Genomic DNA, 20092 nt, shown 5'->3' on the forward strand with positions numbered 1-20092 from the left:
GCGGACGGGGGCGTGCGCCGGGCGGGCCCCTCGGGTGGAGAGGGCGCGCCGGAACCCGGAAGCGGGGCGGGGCCTCGGGGCTCGCAGGCGGGACGGCGCGCGGAGGGGAGGGCGGACGGCGGGAGGCGGCCGGGAGGGCCACGGGATCAGGGCGGGGAGGCGAGCCTCTCCACGGCCTCGCGCGCGGTGGCCGCGATGCCGGGATCCGGGTGCTGGCGGCCGATCGCCTCCAGGACCCGCACGGTGTCGGGGTGCCGGTCCTGCCGGAGCCGGTCGACGTTGTCGAGGATCACGTCCTCGATGCCCTCCGTGCAGTCCGAGGTCAGGAAGGCCCGCAGGTTGGTCTCGTCGGGGGCCAGCGCCGCCGCGAACATGTCGATGACGACCAACGGCCCGTGCCGGTCCATGATCAGGTCGATGTCGTGCTGGGCGAGCATGCCGGACGAGAGCAGGACGGACGCGCCGAGGCCGATCGCCGTCGGGTCGCCGGAGTCGAGCAGGGCCCACAGGTCGGGGACGATCTCCGAACTCGTCGAGTTCAGGACCTTCGTGCCGGTCCACCGGCGCCGGGCCAGGCCCGGTCCCCGCACCGCCTCGGCGATCTCCCGGAGGGCGCGTGCGGGGGTGCGCTCGGCCAGCCACGTGTCGAACGAGCAGAGACGGCCCTCCCGCGAGAGGGTGCCGAGGAGGTCGAGGAGCTCCCCGGCCCCGGTCAGCTCCCCGACCAGGGGTGCGGGTACGCCCACCGCCAGGAGGATCCGGCGGACCCCGAACCGTCCCAGGTCCGTCAGGGACGCCCAGAAGGGGCGGGCGTCGTCCCCCGTCCCGGAACCGTGGCGCCCCACGACGACGGCGCCGGCGCCGGTGAGCCGCCACAGCGCGCGCAGCAGCCGGTCGACGTCCTCGGGGCGGGCGGGTCCGGGGTTGTCGTGTGCGGTGCCGGGGCCCGACCGGGCCCTGCGGGCCAGGGTCTCCAGCGGGGTGCGGGCGCCGTCCGGGGCCTCGTAGAGGAGTCGCAGCGCCTGCGGGAGGAGGTCGTCGGTGCCGCCGGGGGAGAGGTGGTCCTGGGCCTGCTCGACACCGGTCCGGAACACGTTCGCCCACCAGTCCAGCACATGGCCGGGGGAGCGGACCTGCTGTTCCAGGCTCCGGGAGGGGTGGGCGTGGCCCGCACCCAGTTCGACCAGCCCGAGCCGCACGGCGGTCCGCCACGGCAGGACGAACTCCTCCACGTCCGGCACGGGGCCGAGGCGGTCCAGCCACCTCCGGCGTTCGAGGGGGCGTCCCTCCAGGCCGCGGGGCCACAGCCCGCACTGTCGCACGGCGTCGCGCACGTCGGTGATCTCGGGCAGGCCCCGGGGGCAGACGGAGGTGGTCGGCCCGCACCAGCGGGCCACACCGAGGGCATCGCGCAGGGGCGGGGTCCCCAGTGCGGCGCGGGCGAGTTCGTGCGAGGGAGGGAGCGACACGAGGCGGGCCGAAAGCCGTGGGCGATCGGCGTACGCCGGGTCGTGAGGAGGCATGGGCGCTCACGGATTCTCTTGGTGGAACGTGATGCATTCCCTTCTACCGTGCCGGTGCGCGGCGGCGAGGTCGTTTCGCCAAGTCGGGACAGTGGCGCCCGGCACACCGGTCCGACGGCCGCTCCCAGCGGCGACGCGCTCGGGGCCGTCCCGCGTCCCGCGCCCTCGGTCCCGTGACCCCTCGGGCGCCCGCGCCCGGGCCCGCACAGGGAGTCGGCGGTCCGCAGGTCCGATGCGCCCGGCCCCCGGTCAGTGCGCACGCACGGGCGTCGGCGGTCCGGGTCCGCCCCGGCCCGCGAGCCGGCTCGCCGCCCCCGGCTCCGCGACCGCGCGCCGTCCGCAGGCCGGGCCCGCGTTCCGACACGGCCCGGGGAGGGCCGCGGGCGTCCGCACCTGTCCCCGTAGTCACGTAGCGTCATGGGGTGGCGGAACCCCCTCCGCTGCGGCTGTACCCCTCCCACCTCACCGAAAGAACGGCCCGTGGTCGAACGCAGAGCTTTGGACATGGACTCCCTCGCGGTCAGCGACCGGTTCAGGCTGTTCAACTTCACCCGGCGCGACGACCACATCACCTACCTGTGGATCCTGCGGGCCATGGACCGGCTGCGCGAGGTCCACCAGGTGCAGGTGGCCCCCGACGACGTCGCCGCGGCCCTGCGCGAGCTCGCCGCCGCACACGACCGCGTGCCCGTCCCCGACCGCGGCCTGCGCGACCGGTTGGACGAACTCCACGCCGACCGCGTCGTGCACCGCTTCGACGACGCCTCCCGCGCGGGGAACCTGGTGCGCTACCGCAACCGCCAGTCGGTCTACCAGTTCAGCGAGCTGGGCTACTGGGCCTACCAGTCGGTGGAGAACCTGCTCGGCGCCCGCATCGAGGACGTCAACCTGTCCCGCCTGGTCTTCTCCGAGGTCCTGGACGACCTGCGCGCCCTCGCGGAGGCCAACCGCACGGGCCGGGCCGAGCACGTCCACCGCAGGCTCGCCCGCCTGGACGCCGCCATGGAGGACATGGGGCGGCGCTCGGCCCAGTTCCACGTCACCCTGGGTGAGATCCTGCGCTCCACCGACGCCTCCCCGGACGTCTTCCTGCGCCACAAGAACGCCCTCCTGGTGCACATGTCCGACTTCACGGCCGAACTCGACCGCTACCTGCCCCGCCTGGACCGCGCCGTCCGCGAGGTCGAGGAGACCGGCCTGGCCACCCTGCTCTCCCGTGCCGCCGACGCCGACGAGCGCCCGTTCATGGAACGGGACGAGCGCCGCGCCGACTGGGAGCGCCGCTGGCAGGCCCTGCGCGCGTGGTTCTCCTCCGACGACGCCGTCCCCGCCCGCGCCGCGGAACTGCACTCGGCCACGCGGACGGCCGTCTCCGGGGTGATCGCCCTGCTGCGGCAGATCACCGAGGCGCAGCGCGGCGGCGTCAACCGCTCCAGCCAACTGAGGCACCTCGCCTCCTGGGTGTTCAACACCCCCCACGACGGGGCCGCCCACGCCCTCATGGGCGCCGCGTTCAACGTCCGCTCCGCCCGCCACCTCGGCGTGGCCCACGACGACGAGGAACAGATCTCCCCGGGGCTGACCTGGTGGGACGCGCCCGGCGTCGAGGTCTCGGTCACCTTGTTCCGCAGCGGCACCGCGCCCACCACGGGCGTGCCCAGGCCGGTGCGCCGCAACCCCGGAGCCCAGGCACGGCTGCGCGGCCGGCAGGCCGCCGACCGCGAGTCCGAGCGCCGCTCCGCCGAACGCCTGGTCGAGGACGGCGCCCACGACCGCGTCCTGGACGAGACCGACACGCGTATCCTGCTGCGCCTGGTCACCCGCGCGCTGGAGGCGCGCACCGTCGTCGCCGGACGCCTGTCCTCGGCCTCCGGCGAGGGCGACGGCACCATGGTCCGCCTGGTCCCCGACCCGGCGGGCAGTACCGTCCGCACCAGCCAGGGCCGGATCCACCTCCCGGGCCTGCGCCTGGAGGCCACCGCACACCGGACACGAACGAAGAACCCCTGATGCCCCGAACCCCCGCCCCCGCGGTCGCCCCCGCCGACCTGGGCTCCTACCAGCAGGCCATGCGCCGCGTCCTGACCTGCGACCTCATCACGGCCTCCCGGCCCCGGCCCGGCGTCCTCGACCAGGTGTTGCGCTGGGCCGACGAACTCGCCGCCGACCTGGAACGGCTCTTCGGCTACACCCTGATCGCCACCACCGACCACGTGCGGCTGGTCCGCGAGCTGGACGCCCTGGACCCCACCCAGCGCCAGAACTTCTCACGCCGGGGCAGGCCCTTCGACCGGCGCAGGCTCGCCTACCTGTGCCTGCTGCTGGCCTCCTTCCAGCGCTCTCAGATCGAGATCAGCCTCGCCGACCTGGTCGCCCGCCTCACCCCGACCGCCAACACGATCGAGGGACTGGGCTACGACCCCACCGACGGCACCCACAAGGCCGCGCTGGTGGACGCCGCCCACTGGCTGCTCGACAGGGGAGCCCTGCACCTGTCCGACGGCTCCCTGGAGGCGTGGGCGGCACACGGGGACCAGGGCGACGCGCTCTTCGACATCGACCACGAGGTGTGCGAGGTGCTGTTCCGCCCGGCCCGACCGGTCCAGCACCTGGGCAGCGCCGCGGGGCTCCTCGCCGAGCCGCTGACCGCCGCCTCCCCCCGCGAGCAGGCGGCACGCCGGGCCCGGCGCCTCCTGGTGGAGCGCCCCGTCGTGTACCACGCCGACGTCGAACCCGAGGTCTCCGCCGTCCTGCGCGGACGGGGCGCGGCCGAGGAACTGGCCCGCGCCACCGGCCTGAGGGTGGAGCGCCGTGCGGAGGGCGTCCTGCTCGCCGACCCTGCCGGCGCCTTCACCGACCGGCCCTTCCCCGGACGCGGCGGCGCGGTCAACCGCACCGCCGGACTCCTGCTCGCCAAGGTCGCCGACCTGCTGGAGACGTCCCTGGCGGCCCTGGTCCCGATGACCGTGGCCCCGCTCCCCGCCGACCAGGCCGACCTCGTCCGCCTGGTCGACGCCGGCCTGCCCCGCGACGGCGTCGTCGCCGAACTCGCCTGGACCGCGGAGCCCGGAGAGGGGCCCGGCACCGAGCCGTCCGAGCCGCTGGAGGCGCCCCTGGTCGAACGCGCCCGGTGGGAGACGATGATCCACGAGCTGTTCGCCGAGTTCGGCGCCTCCTCCTTCGGCGGCGCCTGGCAGCAGGACCCCTACGGCCTGCTGGACGCCGCCCTGGCGCTCCTCGCGGAGCTCTCCCTGGTCCGCCCGGTCCTGGGCGGGGCCCTGGTCCTCCCGGCGTCCTCCCGCTACCGCAACCTCCAGGGCGCGCTGCCCGAGCGCGCCGACAGCGGCCAGCTCCCCCTGGGGCTGACCGGCTCCGCCCCCGCGGAGACTCCCCCCGCCGACCCGCCCCCCTCCGACACCGGGTCCGCCGACGGCCCCGGCACGGACCCCGAGCCCACGGCCGCCCACGCCCCCGCGGAAGGAAACCGATGACCCCCAGGAGCGACCGCTTCCAGCCCAGCCGCGCCGGCGTCATCAACGTCTGGGACTACGTCGACGAGGAGTTCGTGTTCGCCGACGGCCGCCTCGTCCTGCGCGGCCACAACGGCTCGGGCAAGACCAAGGCCCTGGAGGTGCTCTTCCCGTTCGTGCTCGACGGGTACACCGACGCCCGCCGACTCGACCCCTTCAGCGGCCAGAACCGCACCATGAAGTCCAACCTGCTGTACCGGGGCGACGACTCCGCCTACGGGTACGTGTGGATGGAGTTCGCCCGCGCCGACGGCGACCGCACCGAGACCGCCACCCTGGTCATCGGCCTGCGCGCCCACAAGCACCGCGACGGCGTCGTCCCCTCCTTCTTCGTCACCGACCGGCGCCTGGGCGTCGACTTCGGCCTGCTCGCCTCCGACGGGCGTCCCCTCACCGAACGGCAGCTCAAGGGCGCCCTCGGCGACGCCGCCTGCCACGCCACCGCCGCCGACTACCGCAGGGCCGTGGACGCCCGCCTGTTCGGGCTCGGCGACCGCTACACCCAGCTCCTCGACCTGCTCCTGGCCCTGCGCCGGCCCCTGCTGGCCAAGGACCTGGACCCCGACAAGGTCTCCGAGACCCTCACCAGCGGACTCAGCCCCCTCGACGAGACACTCCTGGACCAGGCCGCACGGGACTTCACCAACCTGTCCGCCGTCCAGCGCAGGTTCGACCAGGCGACCGCCGCCCACACCGCGACCACCGCCTTCGTCGGCGAGTACGCCTCCTACCTCACCGTCCACGCCCGCCACCGGCTCGCCCGCGTCCGCACCGCCACGCGGCAGGCCGCCGAACAGGCCGGGGCCGTCACCGGGGCCCGCGACACCCGGCAGCGGGCCGCCGTCGACCACGCGGCCGCCACCGAGCGCTCCGAGGAGCTCGACACCCGCATCCGCGGCCTCGACGCGCACCGGAGCGGGCTGGAGGCCGACGACGCGTTCAGGAGCCACGCCGCCCTGGAGGTCGAGCGCTCGCACAGCGCGGAGACCGCCCGCGACCTCAGCGAACAGCAGGCCCGGATCGACGCCCAGGCGGGGGAGGTGGGTGCCCTCCGGCGCGAGGCCGACCAGGTCGAGCAGGGCCTCGAACGCGTCCGGGCGCGCACCGGCGAACTCGCCGCCGAGCTGGCAGAATCCGCGGACCAGGCCGGCCTCGGGCACGACGGAGAGGGGCCCGCCGACAGCGGCGACGACCTGCCCGCCACCGCCCGGGCGCGCGCCACCGCCCGCCGCGCCGACGTGGACGCCGTGCGCGAACGCCTCCGCGGGCTCACCGGGGCGGAGACCGCCCGCACGGCCGCCGACCAGGCCGCCGCCCACGCCGACCAGCGGCTCCGGCAGCGCGACCAGGAGTGCGCCCGGGCGGCTGACGCCCTGGCCGACGCGCGGAGCACCGCAGCCGACGCGCTCGCCGCCTGGACCGGGCACTGGGCGGACGGCCCGTCCCCGGTCACCGGCCCCGTCTGCGTCGAAGCCCTCGGACAGGCACTGGAACGGTTCGGCGACCCCGGCACCCCCGCCCTGGCCGAGGTCTACGGCGAGCACACCGACCAGCAGCGCCTGGACGCGGCCGGGCACGTGCGCGCCCTGGAGGACCGCAAGGAGCAGCTGGACGCCGAGGCCGCCCGCCTCACCCGAGAGCGGGCGGACATCGCCGCCGAACGCGACGACGCCCCGGCCGCCGACGCCCGGCGCACCGCCTCGCGCGAGGGCCGTCCCGGCGCCCCGCTGTGGCGGCTCGTCCGGTTCGCCGACACCGTCGCGGACGCCGACGCGGCGGCCGTCGAGGGCGCGCTGGACGGCGCCGGGCTGCTCACCGCGTGGGTCCACCCGGACGCGGACGCCACCCGCTCCGCCCTCGCGGCAGGGGAGGCCGACGCGTACCTGCTGCCCACCGGCGACACGACCGCCGACGGGGGTCCCACACTCGCCGACGTGCTCGTCCCCGAACAGCAGGACCTGGTGCCCGAGGACGTGATCGCCCGCGTCCTCGCCTCGGTCCGGCTGAACGGCCCCGCGGCCGGGGACCCCGGCGCGACCCCCGGACCCGCCACCCCCGCGACCCCGGGCACGGGCGCCCCCGCGGCGCACACCGTCACCACCCGGGCCGGGTTCGCGCTGGGCCTGCTCATGGGCACCAGCCCCAAGGCCGTGCCCGAGTTCATCGGCGCCACCAACCGGGCCCACCGCCGCCGCGAACGCCTCGCCGACTGCGACGCGCGCCTCGCCGAACTCGCGGAACAGGACGCCCTGCTCTCCGAGGACCTCGACCGGGCGGGCGACCTCCTCAAGGCCTTCACCCGGGCGCGGACCGCCCTGCCCGACACGGCCCCGGTCGAACGCGCCGTACGCCGCGTCGAGCACCACTCCACCCTCCTGGCCTCGGCGCGCGAAGAGAGCGGCGAACGGCGCCGCGCGCTGGACGCCGCCGTCGCCGAGGTCGACGCCCACCGCCACCAGGTGCGCGCCGTGGCCGCCGAACGCGCCATGCCCGTCCGGCCGGAGGCCGTCGAGGCCGTCGCCTCGGCCGTCGACGACTACGAGTCCGCCGCCCGCGACCTCCACGCCGCCCGCGCCGAGGCCGCCCGGCACACCGCCGACCTCGACGGGCGCCGGGAGACCATCACCCGGCTGGACGGACGGCTGGAAGAGGACCGCGAACGCCACGAGGAGCGCCGGCGCGAGCACGAGCGGGCCGCCGCCGAACTCGCCGCCCGCGAGGCGAGCATCAGCGCCCCGGTCCGCGAGCTCATGGCCGAACTGGAGGGGGTGCGGGAGTCCCTGCGCGAGGCCCGGACCGAGCAGCGCGACGTCCAGGCCAGGGTGACCTCCTCCCACGAGACGATGATCCGCGCCGACCGCGACCTCGAACACGGCCGGAAGGCCCTCACCGACGCCTTCACCGCCCTGTTCGAGCACGGCGACGCCTTCGCCGCACTCACCCACCCCGACCTGCGCGCCACCCTGGGCGTGGAGCCCGGGCCCGCCTGGCCGGACCGGAGGCTGTGGCCCGCACCGGAACGGGCCGCCGAGGAGGTGCTCGCGGCTGCGGCCGAGGACCCCGCGGACGCCGTCCGCGCCGTCCTGCCGCACCCCGCGGTGGCGCTGACCGACGAGTTCGCCGACGTCGTCGACCCGGGCCGCACCGTCACCGACAGCGACCTCAAGTCCGCCTCCACCCGCGTCTCCAACGCCCTGCGCGCCTTCCAGGACGCCCTGGGCGGCGACGCCGAGGGCTACCGCGTCGACCACGACTTCGGGACGAGCGGCGTCATCACCGTGTTCGTCAACGACGAGACGGGCCGCAACCCGGTGTCGGCCTTCGCGCGGGTCATCGCCGACCGCGTCGAGGACCAGGGGGCGCTCCTGCGGGAGGAGGAGCGCGGCGTCCTGGAGGACGAGCTGCTCAGCGGCATCGCCCAGCAGATCCACGAGAGGGTGCGCGTCGCCCGCGACCTCGTCACCGGGATGGACCGCGACACCCGCTCGCGCCCCATGTCCTCGGGCACACGGATCGGTATCCGCTGGAGCCGGTCGGACCGCCTCACCGACGACCAGGCCGTCGCGGCGGGGCTGCTCAAACGCGACGCCGCGGGCCTGGGGCACGCCGGCCTGACCCGCCTGCGCGAGGTCCTGCGCCAGATGATCAGGGCCCACCACGCCGCCCACCCCAGGGCCACCTACAAGCAGGTCCTGTCCGCGGTGCTGGACTACCGCACCTGGTACCGGTTCGAGCTGCGCATGGCCGTCCCGGGGCAGGACGAGGTCCGCCTCACCAAGAACAAGCACGAGCAGATGTCCGGCGGCGAGAAGTCCGCCGCGATCCACCTGCCGCTGTTCGCCGCCGCGAACGCCCTCTACACCTCGGCGTCCCCCACGTGCCCGCGGATGGTGGCGCTGGACGAGGCCTTCGCCGGGATCGACGACCGCTACAAGCCGGAGCTCATGGGCCTGACGGTCACGTTCGACCTGGACATGTTCATGACCGGGCACGACCTGTGGGTGCACTACGACAGCGTGCCCATGGCCTCCCACTACGACATGCACCACGACAAGGGCTCGCACACCGTGTCGTCCCTGTTCATGCTCTGGGACGGCGCCCAGACGATCGACGCCGACGCCGGGTTCGCCGGTAACGAGGAGCTCGCGGCCGAACTCCTCGGCATCACCCCCAGCCGCTACGCCCCGCTGTCGGCGGCCGGAACCCTCCTGGAGGACACGGGGGACTGAGGCGGCGGGGCCGTGCGGTCCGGCCCCGTGCGCGTGCCGGGGCCGGACCGCGCACTCGCGGGCCGCACGGTCAGCGCAGGAAGGAGGCCCCGTTGACGTCCAGGACGGCCCCGGAGGACCACACCGCCTCCGGTGAGGCCAGGTACAGGACGGCCGCCGCCACCTCCTCGGGGGCGGCCACACGCCCGAAGGGGCTCTGCGCGCGGACCTCGTCGGTCACCCTGTCGGCGACGCGCTCGGTCGCCACGAACCCCGGCGCCACCGAGGCGACGGCGATACCGTGCGGCGCCAGGGCCACGGCGAGGGACTGCCCCAGGGAGTGCAGCGCGGCCTTGCTCGCGCCGTAGGCGGGGTGGTCGGGCTCCCCCTTGTACGCGCCGCGCGAGCCGACGTTGACGATGCGGCCCCGCGTCCCGCGGTCGATCATGTGCCGGGCCGCGAGGTAGCCGATGTTGGCGGCGGCGACCACGTTCACGTCCAGGGTGGTCCGCCAGGCCTCCTGCCACTGCTTGTAGGAGGTCCCGACGACCGGGTGGGCGGTGTTGACGGCCGCGTTGTTGACCACCACGTCGATCCCGCCCAGGGCGTCGACCACACCGGTGACGAGGCCGGCGGTGGCGTCGGGATCGCGCAGGTCGGCCCGGAACAGCGCGTGCCCCTCTCCGGGCAGGCCCGCGACGGTGCGCTCGGCCTCCTCCACGCTGTTCCCGCAGTGGACGGCCACGCGGTCGCCCGCCTCCGCGAAGGCATGGGCGACGGCCCGGCCGATGCCCCGGGCCGCCCCGGTGACCAGGACGTTCCGGCTCGCGGGGGCCTCCCCGTGGGCGGGGCGGGCGGGGGTCATTCGGTGATCTGACATGGGCGGCATCCTAGGGCGTGTTCCGTGGATGCTTTCGGTTGACTCGGCGCTTGCGCCGATCGACGCGAGCGGCTTCCAGGCCATCTCTCGCAAGACGAGTGGCGCAGGTCAGCCCGGGTTTGGCTGTCCAAGCGCAGTCGGCGCAGCGAGAGGCAGCCTGGGGGACGCGAGCCCGGAATGATCCGCGGAACGCGGCCTAGCCCCGCACCCCGGCGGACGACCGGCGCGGGGGCCGCGTCCGGGCGGGACGCGGGGGCGGTCGGGACACGGGGGCGGACACGGCCCGCGGGGTCAGGAACCGCCGTCCGCGACGCGCCCGTCCCCGGCGCGCAGCCCGAAGGGCACCCCGAAGCCGGTCAGCCAGCCGCCCTCGCGCAGAAGGCGGAACACCTCGTGGGTGACGTCGTGGTCCGGCGCCTGGCGCGCCGGCCAGCCGAACTCCTTCTCGATGGCGGACCAGCTGGGCCCGTGCCCGTGCTCGTCACGGTAGGAGCCCACCCACCGCGCCACCGAGGCCTCCCGGCCCGAGAGCAGGTCCCTCGCGCGGTCGGGGACGGGCACGTCGAGCGGTGTGGTCGCCGAGGCCTGCTTGGGAGGGGTCCGCGGCGGTTCCGGCCGCACGGCCAGGGGCAGGGTGACCTCGGTGAGCCGCGCGCCCACGGTGCCGCCGTCGGTGGAGAGGTCCTCGATCCACGAGACCTCGGTCAGCCAGGTGAGGAGCTCGGACAGCTCCTCGGCGCCGGAGAGGGCGCAGGCCGCCACCGCGTCCGCGGCGGGCAGGGACACCGCTCCGCCGTGGTCCGCGTGGACCGCCAGGTAGGCGGCGACCAGGCGGAGCCGGTTGGGCTTCTTACGGAGCTTCTTGTGGGCGAGCGCCTGGGAGAGCCACCCCGAGGCACGGGACCGCACGCCGTTGCCGACCGTCCACAGTTCGCCCCGCAGGCCGGGCAGGTCGCACAGCGCGGGGTCGGCGGCGTCCGCCTCGGCGACCGCCTCCGGGGTCGAGGCCAGCCAGCCGGTCGAGGTGAGCTCGACGAGGGCGGCGTGCGGGTCCTCCAGGCGCAGCATGCGCAGATCCTGGCCGGTGAAGTTCGCCCGACCCGTGACGGCGCCCCGCACGGTGAAGGTGAGGGCCAGGAGCCGCCCGTCCGGGGTGGTGCCCGTGCGTTCGGCGCTCAGTCGCGCCCACAGGTCGCGCAGGAGCGCCGCGTGGTGGGGGCCGATCGGCAGGGCGCGCTTGCGGTCGACGGGCACCTTCACCTGGGGCCTGTCCCGCGCCTCCTCCCGGGCGCGCCTGCGCTCCTTCTTGAACGCCCGCAACTCCGCGTTGGACAGCTTCCTGGGCGCCCCGCCCGGCGGGGTGGTGATGCCCTGCTCCTCGCAGCGCCCGCACGCCATGGCCGCGGCCAGGTCCTTGTTGGGGCGGAGGAAGCGGGGCTGCGCGATCTCGTGGGGAACGGGTTCGTGGGGCGCGGGGTCCGGCTCCCGCACGTCACTGTCCGCGGTGTGCTGCGTCATGGTCAGGAGGGTAGCGACGAATCGGCTCCGGTGTCCGGCATCTGGCAAATGTGACCGGGTGGCCCCGCCCGCCCGCGCCGGTTCCGGGGACGCGGCCCCGCCGTGTGCAGTGCGTGTGGCGCCGGGCAGGGGCCGTGTGCGGAGGGTGCCGGGGCCGTCGGCGGCGTCCACGGCCGTCCGGGGCGGTGCGGGGACCCGAACCGCCCGGAGGGAGTCCGGCGGGGCCCGACGGGGCAGGTACCCGGGCATGGGTGAACTGGTGCTGATCAGGCACGGGCAGACCGAATGGAGCCGGGACCGCCGGCACACCGGGTGGACCGACGTCCCCCTCACGGAGGCGGGGGAGCGCCAGGCGGGGGAGCTGCGGCCCCTGCTGCGGGGTCGCGACGTCGGGCGGGTGGTGACCAGCCCGCTGACGCGGGCCGTCCGCACCGCCGAGCTGGCCGGGCTGCGCGGCGGCGAGACGGACCCGGACCTGCGGGAGTGGGACTACGGGGGCTACGAGGGGGTCACCACCGTGGACATCCGGCGCGAGCGCCCCGGGTGGGACCTGTGGAGCGACGGCGTCGTCCCCGGCGGTACCGGGCACCCGGGCGAGACGGTGGAGGAGGTCGGTGAACGCGCGGACCGCCTGCTGGCCCCGCTCGCGCCGCTGGTCGGCGACGCGGGAGCCCCCGACGTGGTCCTGGTGGCGCACGGGCACGTCCTCCGCGTCGTCACCGCCCGGTGGCTGGGGCTGGACCCCCGCAACGGGGCGCTGTTCGCCCTGGGCACGGGGACGGTGAGCACGCTCGGCCGTGAGCACGACCGGCCGGTGGTCACCTCCTGGAACCTGTCGCCCTGAGCGGGGCCGCGCCTGCGGCCGGACGCCCGGGAGGGCAGACCGCCCCGCGAGGGGGCAACCGGGCCGTCACAGGCCGCGGAGCCGGATACGCCCGGCGGCCTCGTACGCGGCCCGGGCCACGCACGGGTCCCGGTGCAGGCGCCCGATCGCCTCCAGTGCCGGGACGGTGTACGGGTGTCCGCACAGCCACAGGCGGTCGGCGTTCTCCAGGAGGGACGCGTCGAGGCCGGAGGGGAACGCGAAGGCGAGCGCGGCCGTGAGGTCGTCCGCCCCGGACCCGGCCGACGACGCCAGGTCCAGCACGAGCCAGGGCCCGAACCGGTCGAGGACCGCGTCGATCTCCTCCTGCGGCAGCATCCGGGAGGACAGCAGGACGAGGGCGGCCAGCCCGGCGGCGACCCGGTCGGCGTCGCGCAGCATGGCCCGCAGCAGCGGGGTGAGGCGCGAGCTGACCATGTGCAGGACCGCCGCGCCCAGACGCCTGCGCAGCGTCAGCCGGGGGTCGGTGACCGCCCCGACGATCTCCTCCAGCGCCTCCTCCGGTGTGCGCCGGGCCAGCCACGGGTCGATCAGGGCCCCCTGGTCGCTCTCGGCCACGCGGGCCAGGGAGTCCAGGAACTCCGGTGCGCCGGTCAGGGCGAGGTCCTCGGCCAGCGGGGCGCGCACGCCCCGTCGGAGCAGCAGCCGGTGCACGCCGTACCGGCCCAGGTCGGTGAGTTCGACGTCCGGGTACCCCGACGCGTCGGGGACGTCCGCGGCGGGCCCGGACGGAGAGCGCGCGCCGTCGCCCCCGTGCGCCGCACCGTCGCCGTCGTCCCCGCCGCTCCGGGGACAGCGCTGCGGAGGGGCCCAGGCCCCCGGACGTCCCGGGCTGAGGATGACCGCTCCGGTGTCGGAGAGCTGCCACAGGAGGTGGAGCACCAGGTCGGGATCGGGTTCGGGGCCGGGCGGCAGCGGGGGTGCTCCGGGGAAGGGCGGGGCGCTCGTCGCGAGCGAGGGCAGCGGGACCCGGGCTCCGTCCGGCCCCTCGTAGAGGCGGAGCAGGACCGCGGGCAGCAGTTCTGGGCGGTGGGCCTCCGGCGGGTCCGGGTCCAGGAGGCCGCCGCGCGCGCACCGCACGGCGTCCTCGAACAGCCGCCTCCACCAGTCCAGGACCTCCTCGGGGTCGTGGACGCGCTCCTCCAGCCCCGGTGCGGGGCGGGCCCGGTCGGCGTCGAGCTCGATCATGCCGAGGACCACGGCCGCCTGCCAGGGGGCCATGAACTCCGCGGCGTCCGCTGCCGAGCCGAGGCCCCGCAACCAGGCCACGCGTGCGCCGCGGTCGCGGACGAGCCCGTACGGCCACAGGCCGAACCGCTCGATCGCGGCGCGGACGCTCTCCGGGCCAGGCACCCCGGGCTCGGACACGGCGGTCGCCGGGGCGCTCCACCGGGCCAGGCGCAGGGCGTCGCACAACAGGGGGGTGCCCAGGGCGACCTGGGCGAGCACCTGCGGGCGTAGCAGGGACACCGGCCGGAGCGCGGCCTGGTCGATGTCGCAGTGGTCGAGGTGCGAGGTCTCGTTCGACGCCATGTCCGCTCCCGGCTGTCCCTCGTGGTGCCCGTCCCTCCCCTTTTACCGTTCCCCGGCCGTCCCCGTGGGTCGTTTCGGTGAAGACGGGGGCGGGAAACGCCCGCGAGGGGGGCCGTGGCCGGTCTGGGGGCGCCCTGATCGTCGGACGAGGACCCGGTCGGCCACCGGATCGGCGACTCCGGTCGGGGCCGCGACGGGGGAGGGACGGTTCTCCCACCGGCGGCAGGACCGGGGTCGGTGCGGCGTGTGGCCGACATGCGCCGACACCTGTCTCCCCACGAGGGGGACGGTCCCGTCATTGAGGGGTGAGCAGGGGACACTCGGGGCTCGACGGACCGGACCGGTCCCCGCTCCTGTCGCGGGAACCAGGCATTGGTTACGACGTGCCCCTGGGATCACCGGTTCCACATTCGGTGGTTTCGGTGGCGCGGATACCGGGGCCGTTCGGCGGCCACTGGGGGAACATCTGTACCTTCCGGGCACGGGGAGGGCGGGGCGGGTGAGTCAGGAGTGTGCTGGCGAGGGGTTGACATGGAGAGCAAAGGCATATTGGCTAGGCCACTGAGCCGTATGAGCCAGATCACAGCCCTGCTTTTCGTCTGATCGGTACACGACATGACCCCGCAACTCCTCACCATCCTCGCCCTCCTGGCGATGTTCGTCATCGCCACGGTCCTGCCGATCAACATCGGCGCCCTCGCCTTCGTCGGGGCCTTCCTCGTCGGCGTCCTCGCCCTGGGCATGGACACCGACGCCATTCTGGGCGGATTCCCGGCCGACCTCTTCCTCACACTGGTCGGCGTCACCTACCTCTTCGCGATCGCCAAGAACAACGGGACGATCGACCTCCTCGTCCGCGGCGCCACGCGGCTGGTCGGCGGCCGGGTCGTCGCCATCCCCTGGATCATGTTCGGCATCACCGCCTTGCTGACCGGCGTGGGCGCGCTCAGCCCGGCGGCCGTGGCCATCGTCGCGCCGATCGCGCTGGGCTTCGCCGTCAAGTACCGGATCAACCCCCTGCTCATGGGCATGATGGTGATCCACGGCGCCCAGGGCGGCGGGTTCTCGCCGGTCAGCGTCTACGGCGCCACGGTCAACGGCATCGTCGCCGACAGCGGGCTCGCGGTCGCGCCGCTCACCCTCTTCCTCGGCAACCTCGTCTTCAACCTGTGCATCGCGGTGGTCCTGTTCGTCTCCCTGGGGGGCAACCGCCTCATCGGCGCGAGGGCACACGAGTTCGAGGCCGCCGAGAGCGCACCGGTCCCGGCGGGGGCGGCCGCGGTCGGCGGCTCCGGTGCGGGCACGGCCGGAGGCCCCGTCGCGGTGGCCGCCGGCGGATCCGCCGGTGCGCCCGGTGCCGAGGACGGGACCGCGGGCGGACCCGACCGCAGCCCGGTCCGGTTCGACCAGCTCGCCACCATCGCGGGCATCGTGGTCCTGGGCGTGCTCGCCCTGGGCTTCGGCCTCGACGTCGGGTTCGTCGCGCTGTCCGTGACGGTCGTGCTGGCGCTGATCTCCCCCAAGGCCCAGAAGAACGCGCTGTCCCAGATCAGCTGGCCCACCGTGCTGCTGATCACCGGCATGCTCACGTTCGTCGGCGTCATGGAGAGCGCCGGGACCATCGACTACGTCGGCAACGCCGCGGCCGGGCTGGGAGCTCCGCTGCTGGTCGCGCTCGTGCTCTGCTACATCGGCGCCATCGTGTCGGCGTTCGCGTCCTCGACCGCGATCCTGGGCGCGACCATCCCGCTGGCGATCCCGTTCCTCCTGATGGGCGATGTCAGCGCGACCGGCGTGATCGTGGCGCTGGCGGTCTCCTCCACCATCGTCGACGTCAGCCCGTTCTCGACCAACGGGGCCCTGGTGCTGGCCAACGCCTCGGGTGTGGACCCGGACCGTTTCTACCGCCAGATCCTCGTCTACAGCGCCATCGTGGTGGTGGTGGGACCTCTGATCGCGTGGGGGGTGCTGGTCGTCCCCGGCCTGCTGTGAGTCCGGGCCGCACCGGCGCAGGCGCGGTGCGGTGCCCGGGGCCGGTCCGCCGGTGTCGCGTAACCCCTGGCTCGCACCGGACCACAGGCCGAGCCTGTGGTCCGGTGCGGCGCCTCAGGGAACGGCCGGACCGACCACGCGGGAGACCAGCAGCAGGTGGTCGCGCATCGCGTCCGCGGCGGCCTTGGGGTCGGCCGCGTGGATGGCGGCGCCGATCCGCTCGTGCCCGCTGAGCGAGGCCTGGGGCCGGTCCGGCTGGGAGAGGGACTCCAGCCGGGTCTCCCGGATCATCGGTGCGAGCTCGTTCATCATCCGGGTCAGGAGGCGCGAACGCGCCGCCGCGGTGATCGCCGCGTGGAACCGCTCGTCGCCGGTGACCCCCCGGTCGCCGTTCTCGACCTCCTGGCGCATGAGGTCCAGCGCCGCGTCGATGGCGACCAGGTCCTCGGGGGTGCGCCGCTCGGCCGCCAGCTCCGCCAGCTTGACCTCCAGGGCCTGCCGGGCCTCGATGATCTCCGCGCGCCGGTTGGCCCGGTCGCGCAGCAGGGCGAGAACGCCCTGCTCGGAGACGGTCTGGCGGATGATCGCCCCGTCGCCGTGCCGGACCTCGATGACCCCCTGGACCTCCAGTGCGACCAGGGCCTGGCTCACCGAGGCCCGGCTGACCTCCAGGGCGGAGGCCAGTTCCCGCTCGGGCGGCAGCCGGTCGCCGACGCCCAGCCCGGCATCCCGCATGTGTTCGACGAGACGTTCCACGAGCTGTTCGTACAGACGGGGTCGAGCCGGTGGTCGGGGTCGGGATTTGGCAGGCACGCTCGGTGGCTCCTGATCTACGCATCCGGCTGTGTCAGAGGGCTTCCAGGCTAGAGCATCCCGCCCCCGGGCCCCGGGGGTTCGGCGGGTGACGGCGACCGCTCCGGCGGGCGAACGCGGATCGGGAGGGGCTTCACAAACCGGGGGTGGGCATGCCACCCTGGCGTTAAGGCCTAGTGGCCTAGCCACTGAACCATTTGGAGGTTGCTGTGGGGACCCGACGCACCGCTCACGAACTCCTCGACCTCGTCCTCGACACGGGGTCCTACCTCTCCTGGGACAGCGCCCCCGCCGACGTGCGCCCCGACGCCGCCTACGCCGTCGCCCTGGCCGACGCGCACACCGCGAGCGGATGCGACGAGGCCGTCCTCACCGGCGAGGGCCGCCTGCACGGACACCGCGTCGCCGTCGTGGCCTGCGAGTTCGGCTTCCTCGCCGGCTCCGTCGGGATCGCCGCCGCCGAACGCCTCCTCGACGCCGTCGAACGCGCCACCGCCGAAGGACTGCCACTGCTGGCCGCACCCGCCTCGGGCGGCACCCGCATGCAGGAGGGCACCCGCGCCTTCGTGTCCATGGCGCCGATCGCCGCCGCCATCACCGCGCACAAGGCCGCCGGACACCCCTACCTCGTGTACCTGCGCCACCCGACCACCGGCGGCGTCCTCGCCTCCTGGGGATCGCTGGGGCACCTCACCGCGGCCGAACCCGGCGCCCTCATCGGCTTCCTCGGCCCCCGCGTCTACGAGGCCCTCCACGGCGACGCGTTCCCCGAGGGGGTCCAGCGCGCGGAGAACCTCCGCCTCCACGGACTCGTCGACGCCGTCCTCCCCCCCGAGGAACTGCGCGGCGCCGCCGGACTCGCCCTCGACGTCCTCCTCGACCGCGCGGCCGACGCCGCACGGTTCCCGGCCGCGCCTCCCGCCGCGCCCGCCGCCCGCGTCCCCACCTGGGACTCGGTGCTGAGGTCCCGGCGCAAGGAACGGCCGGGCGTACGCGACCTGCTGCGGCACGCCGCCACCGACGTCGTCCGGCTGCACGGCACAGGCGAGGGGGACGACGACCCCTCCCTGCTGGTGGCCCTGGCCCGGTTCGGCGGACGCCCCTGCGTCCTGGCCGGCCAGGACCGGAGCAGGCAGGGCGCCCGGACCCCGATGGGCCCGGCCGCGCTGCTCCAGGCCAGGCGGGCCATGCGGCTCGCGGCCGAACTCCGGCTGCCGCTGGTCACGGTCATCGACACCCCCGGCGCCGAACTGTCCGCGGCGGCCGAGGAACGCGGCATGGCCGCCCAGATCGCCCACTGCCTCGCGGACATGGCCACACTCGGCACCGCGACGGTGTCGGTCCTGCTGGGGGAGGGGACCGGCGGGGGCGCGATCGCCCTGCTCCCCGCCGACCGCGTCCTGTGCGCCCAGCACGCCTGGCTGTCGCCGCTCCCTCCCGAGGGCGCGAGCGCGATCGTCTACCGCACCGTCGACCGGGCCGGGGAACTGGCCGAGAGCCAGGGCATCGGCTCCGCCGACCTGCTGGCCTCCGGCGTCGTGGACCGGGTGATCGCCGAGGACGGAGACGCCGCCGACGAGGACGAGGCGTTCTGCGTCCGTGTCGGCGCCGCGGTCGCCCACGAGCTCGCCACCCTGCCGCCGCACGCCGAGGGGGCTCCGCACGCCGGGCGCACGGGGCGCTACCGGCTGCTCGGGGCGGGGGTCTGACCCGGACACCCGACGGCCGGACCGTGCGGACCGGCCGCCGAGGACGCCCCTCCGACGGGGCTTCCCGATCGACACACGTGCCCGGTCGTCGCCGACCGGGCAGGACGAACAACACCGGAGGTGGAACATGGACCGCTCGGACGGCCCGCTCAAGGGAACCGTGGTCGTGGATCTGTCGCGTGCCCTCGCGGGGCCGCACGCGGCGATGCTGCTCGGAGACCTCGGGGCGAGGGTGATCAAGGTCGAGCAGCCCGGCACGGGTGACGAGACGCGCGGGTGGGGTCCGCCGTTCGTCGGACCGGAGGAGGAGCGGATCAGCACCTACTTCCTGTCCTGCAACCGCAACAAGGAGTCCATCGAACTGGACCTGAAGTCCGACGACGGCGTGGAGCAGCTCACCCGGCTCGTGCGCGCCGCCGACGTCCTGGTCGAGAACTTCAGACCGGGTGTCCTGGACCGGCTCGGGTTCTCCGTCGAACGCCTGGAGGAGCTCAACCCCCGGCTGGTGGTCTGCTCCATCACCGGGTTCGGACACGACGGGCCCGAGGGCGGGCGCGCGGGCTACGACCAGATCGCCCAGGGCGAGGCGGGCCTCATGAGCGTGACCGGCCCCTCGTCCAAGGAGCCGACCAAGACCGGTGTGGCCATCGGGGACGTGCTGGCCGGGATGAACGGGGCACAGGGCGTGCTCGCGGCCCTGGTGGAACGGGGGCGCACCGGACGCGGACGGGTCGTGCGGACCTCCCTGCTCTCCTCCATCGTGGGCGTGCACGCCTTCCAGGGGACCCGCTGGACGGTCGCGCGCGAGGTACCGACGGCGCTGGGCAACCAGCACCCCTCCATCGCCCCCTACGGCGCCTTCGCCTGCATGGACGGGATGCTGCAGGTGGCCGTGGGCGGTGAGGCGCAGTGGGCGCGGTTCGCCGGACTGCTCGGCCTGGACGCCGAGGACCCCAGGTTCCGGGACAACGCCTCCCGGGTGGCGCACCGCGAGGCCCTGATCGCCGAGGTGGAGGCGGTCCTCGCCCAGGGGACCCGGGACGAGTGGCTGAGCCGCATCGGCGGGGCCGGGGTGCCCTGCGGCGCGGTGCGCACCGTCGACCAGGTCTACGAGTGGGACCAGACCCGCTCCCAGGGCCTGGTGGTCTCGGTCGAGCACCCGGTGCTGGGCGACGTCGAACTGCCCGGCTCGGCGCTGCGCTTCGATCCCCGCGGCCCCGACGAGGCGGAGGAGTTCGGACGGGGCTACCTGCCGCCCCCCGCCCTGGGCGAGCACAACACCGCCGTGCGGACCTGGCTCGACGAGGCCGAGCGGGAGCGGGAGGCGGTGGCGGAGCCGGTGGGCTGACCCCCGGCGGAGCACCGGACCGTCGGCCGCCCCTCCCCGCCCGGACGGCAGCCCCGCGCCCCCGCCCCGCGGCGGACCGCCCTGCCGGTGCACCTGCCACCGGCCGCCAGGACCACCACGACAGCCATGCGAACGGCCGTACCGCACCCCCGGGT

The 20092-nt window shown here is 75.2% G+C and carries 12 protein-coding genes; 7 read left to right on the top strand and 5 right to left on the bottom strand.

The features are described 5' to 3' along the window. Positions 1–146: 146 nt before the first annotated feature. Entirely contained in the window at positions 147–1469 is a 1323-nt protein-coding gene (locus Q8791_RS16570) for a hypothetical protein (protein ID WP_330092619.1), read from the bottom strand. 534 nt (positions 1470–2003) lie between these two features. Here Q8791_RS16570 and Q8791_RS16575 point away from each other — a divergent pair. From Q8791_RS16575 to Q8791_RS16585, 3 genes are read left to right on the top strand one after another with little or no spacing between them, the layout of a single operon-like run. Beyond that, positions 2004–3533: a TIGR02677 family protein gene (locus Q8791_RS16575; protein WP_330092620.1), complete on the top strand. Its 1530-nt coding sequence runs from the start codon at positions 2004–2006 to the stop codon at positions 3531–3533. Next, positions 3533–5014 carry a DUF2398 family protein gene (locus Q8791_RS16580; RefSeq protein ID WP_330092621.1) on the top strand — a complete coding sequence of 494 codons (1482 nt, stop codon included), beginning with the start codon at positions 3533–3535 and terminating at the stop codon, positions 5012–5014. The genes Q8791_RS16575 and Q8791_RS16580 overlap by 1 nt, the downstream gene beginning before the upstream one ends. After that, positions 5011–9282, top strand: a complete 4272-nt coding sequence (locus Q8791_RS16585) for a TIGR02680 family protein (RefSeq protein WP_330092622.1) — start codon at positions 5011–5013, stop codon at positions 9280–9282. Before Q8791_RS16580 ends, Q8791_RS16585 begins: the two co-directional genes overlap by 4 nt. 70 nt (positions 9283–9352) lie before the next feature. On the opposite strand, the gene Q8791_RS16590 is transcribed toward Q8791_RS16585, so the two are convergent. Then, entirely contained in the window at positions 9353–10141 is a 789-nt protein-coding gene (locus Q8791_RS16590; RefSeq protein ID WP_330092623.1) for an SDR family NAD(P)-dependent oxidoreductase, read from the bottom strand. 291 nt (positions 10142–10432) lie between these two features. Next, positions 10433–11659, bottom strand: coding sequence for a hypothetical protein (locus Q8791_RS16595; protein ID WP_330092624.1), 1227 nt, complete (start codon positions 11657–11659; stop codon positions 10433–10435). A 247-nt stretch (positions 11660–11906) separates the two neighbouring features. On the opposite strand from Q8791_RS16595, the gene Q8791_RS16600 reads away from it, so the two are divergent. After that, entirely contained in the window at positions 11907–12503 is a 597-nt protein-coding gene (locus tag Q8791_RS16600) for a histidine phosphatase family protein (RefSeq protein ID WP_330092625.1), read from the top strand. Between the two features lie 66 nt (positions 12504–12569). Here the strand turns inward: Q8791_RS16600 and Q8791_RS16605 are convergent, their stop codons facing one another. After that, on the bottom strand, positions 12570–14075 hold the full coding sequence (locus Q8791_RS16605; RefSeq protein WP_330092626.1) for a hypothetical protein: 1506 nt from the start codon (positions 14073–14075) through the stop codon (positions 12570–12572). Between the two features lie 615 nt (positions 14076–14690). Here Q8791_RS16605 and Q8791_RS16610 point away from each other — a divergent pair. Further along, positions 14691–16067 carry an SLC13 family permease gene (locus Q8791_RS16610; RefSeq protein ID WP_330092627.1) on the top strand — a complete coding sequence of 459 codons (1377 nt, stop codon included), beginning with the start codon at positions 14691–14693 and terminating at the stop codon, positions 16065–16067. A gap of 114 nt (positions 16068–16181) precedes the next feature. On the opposite strand, the gene Q8791_RS16615 is transcribed toward Q8791_RS16610, so the two are convergent. After that, entirely contained in the window at positions 16182–16880 is a 699-nt protein-coding gene (locus tag Q8791_RS16615) for a FadR/GntR family transcriptional regulator (RefSeq protein ID WP_330092628.1), read from the bottom strand. Positions 16881–17089: 209 nt separating this feature from the next. Here Q8791_RS16615 and Q8791_RS16620 point away from each other — a divergent pair, with 209 nt between their 5' ends. Both Q8791_RS16620 and Q8791_RS16625 read left to right on the top strand, forming a co-directional pair. Beyond that, entirely contained in the window at positions 17090–18589 is a 1500-nt protein-coding gene (locus Q8791_RS16620; RefSeq protein WP_330092629.1) for a carboxyl transferase domain-containing protein, read from the top strand. 127 nt (positions 18590–18716) lie between these two features. After that, positions 18717–19937, top strand: a complete 1221-nt coding sequence (locus tag Q8791_RS16625; protein WP_330092630.1) for a CaiB/BaiF CoA transferase family protein — start codon at positions 18717–18719, stop codon at positions 19935–19937. The last annotated feature ends 155 nt before the right edge of the window (positions 19938–20092 follow it).

The sequence above is a fragment of the Nocardiopsis codii genome (assembly GCF_036327455.1).
Taxonomy (GTDB): domain Bacteria; phylum Actinomycetota; class Actinomycetes; order Streptosporangiales; family Streptosporangiaceae; genus Nocardiopsis; species Nocardiopsis codii.

Coding starts and splice junctions, on each gene's coding strand:
- Q8791_RS16610 (WP_330092627.1), top strand. CDS start 14,691: ATGACCCCGCAACTCCTCACCATCCTCGCCCTCCTGGCGATGTTCGTC.
- Q8791_RS16595 (WP_330092624.1), bottom strand. CDS start 11,659: ATGACGCAGCACACCGCGGACAGTGACGTGCGGGAGCCGGACCCCGCG.
- Q8791_RS16605 (WP_330092626.1), bottom strand. CDS start 14,075: ATGGCGTCGAACGAGACCTCGCACCTCGACCACTGCGACATCGACCAG.
- Q8791_RS16590 (WP_330092623.1), bottom strand. CDS start 10,141: ATGTCAGATCACCGAATGACCCCCGCCCGCCCCGCCCACGGGGAGGCC.
- Q8791_RS16600 (WP_330092625.1), top strand. CDS start 11,907: ATGGGTGAACTGGTGCTGATCAGGCACGGGCAGACCGAATGGAGCCGG.
- Q8791_RS16625 (WP_330092630.1), top strand. CDS start 18,717: ATGGACCGCTCGGACGGCCCGCTCAAGGGAACCGTGGTCGTGGATCTG.
- Q8791_RS16585 (WP_330092622.1), top strand. CDS start 5,011: ATGACCCCCAGGAGCGACCGCTTCCAGCCCAGCCGCGCCGGCGTCATC.
- Q8791_RS16580 (WP_330092621.1), top strand. CDS start 3,533: ATGCCCCGAACCCCCGCCCCCGCGGTCGCCCCCGCCGACCTGGGCTCC.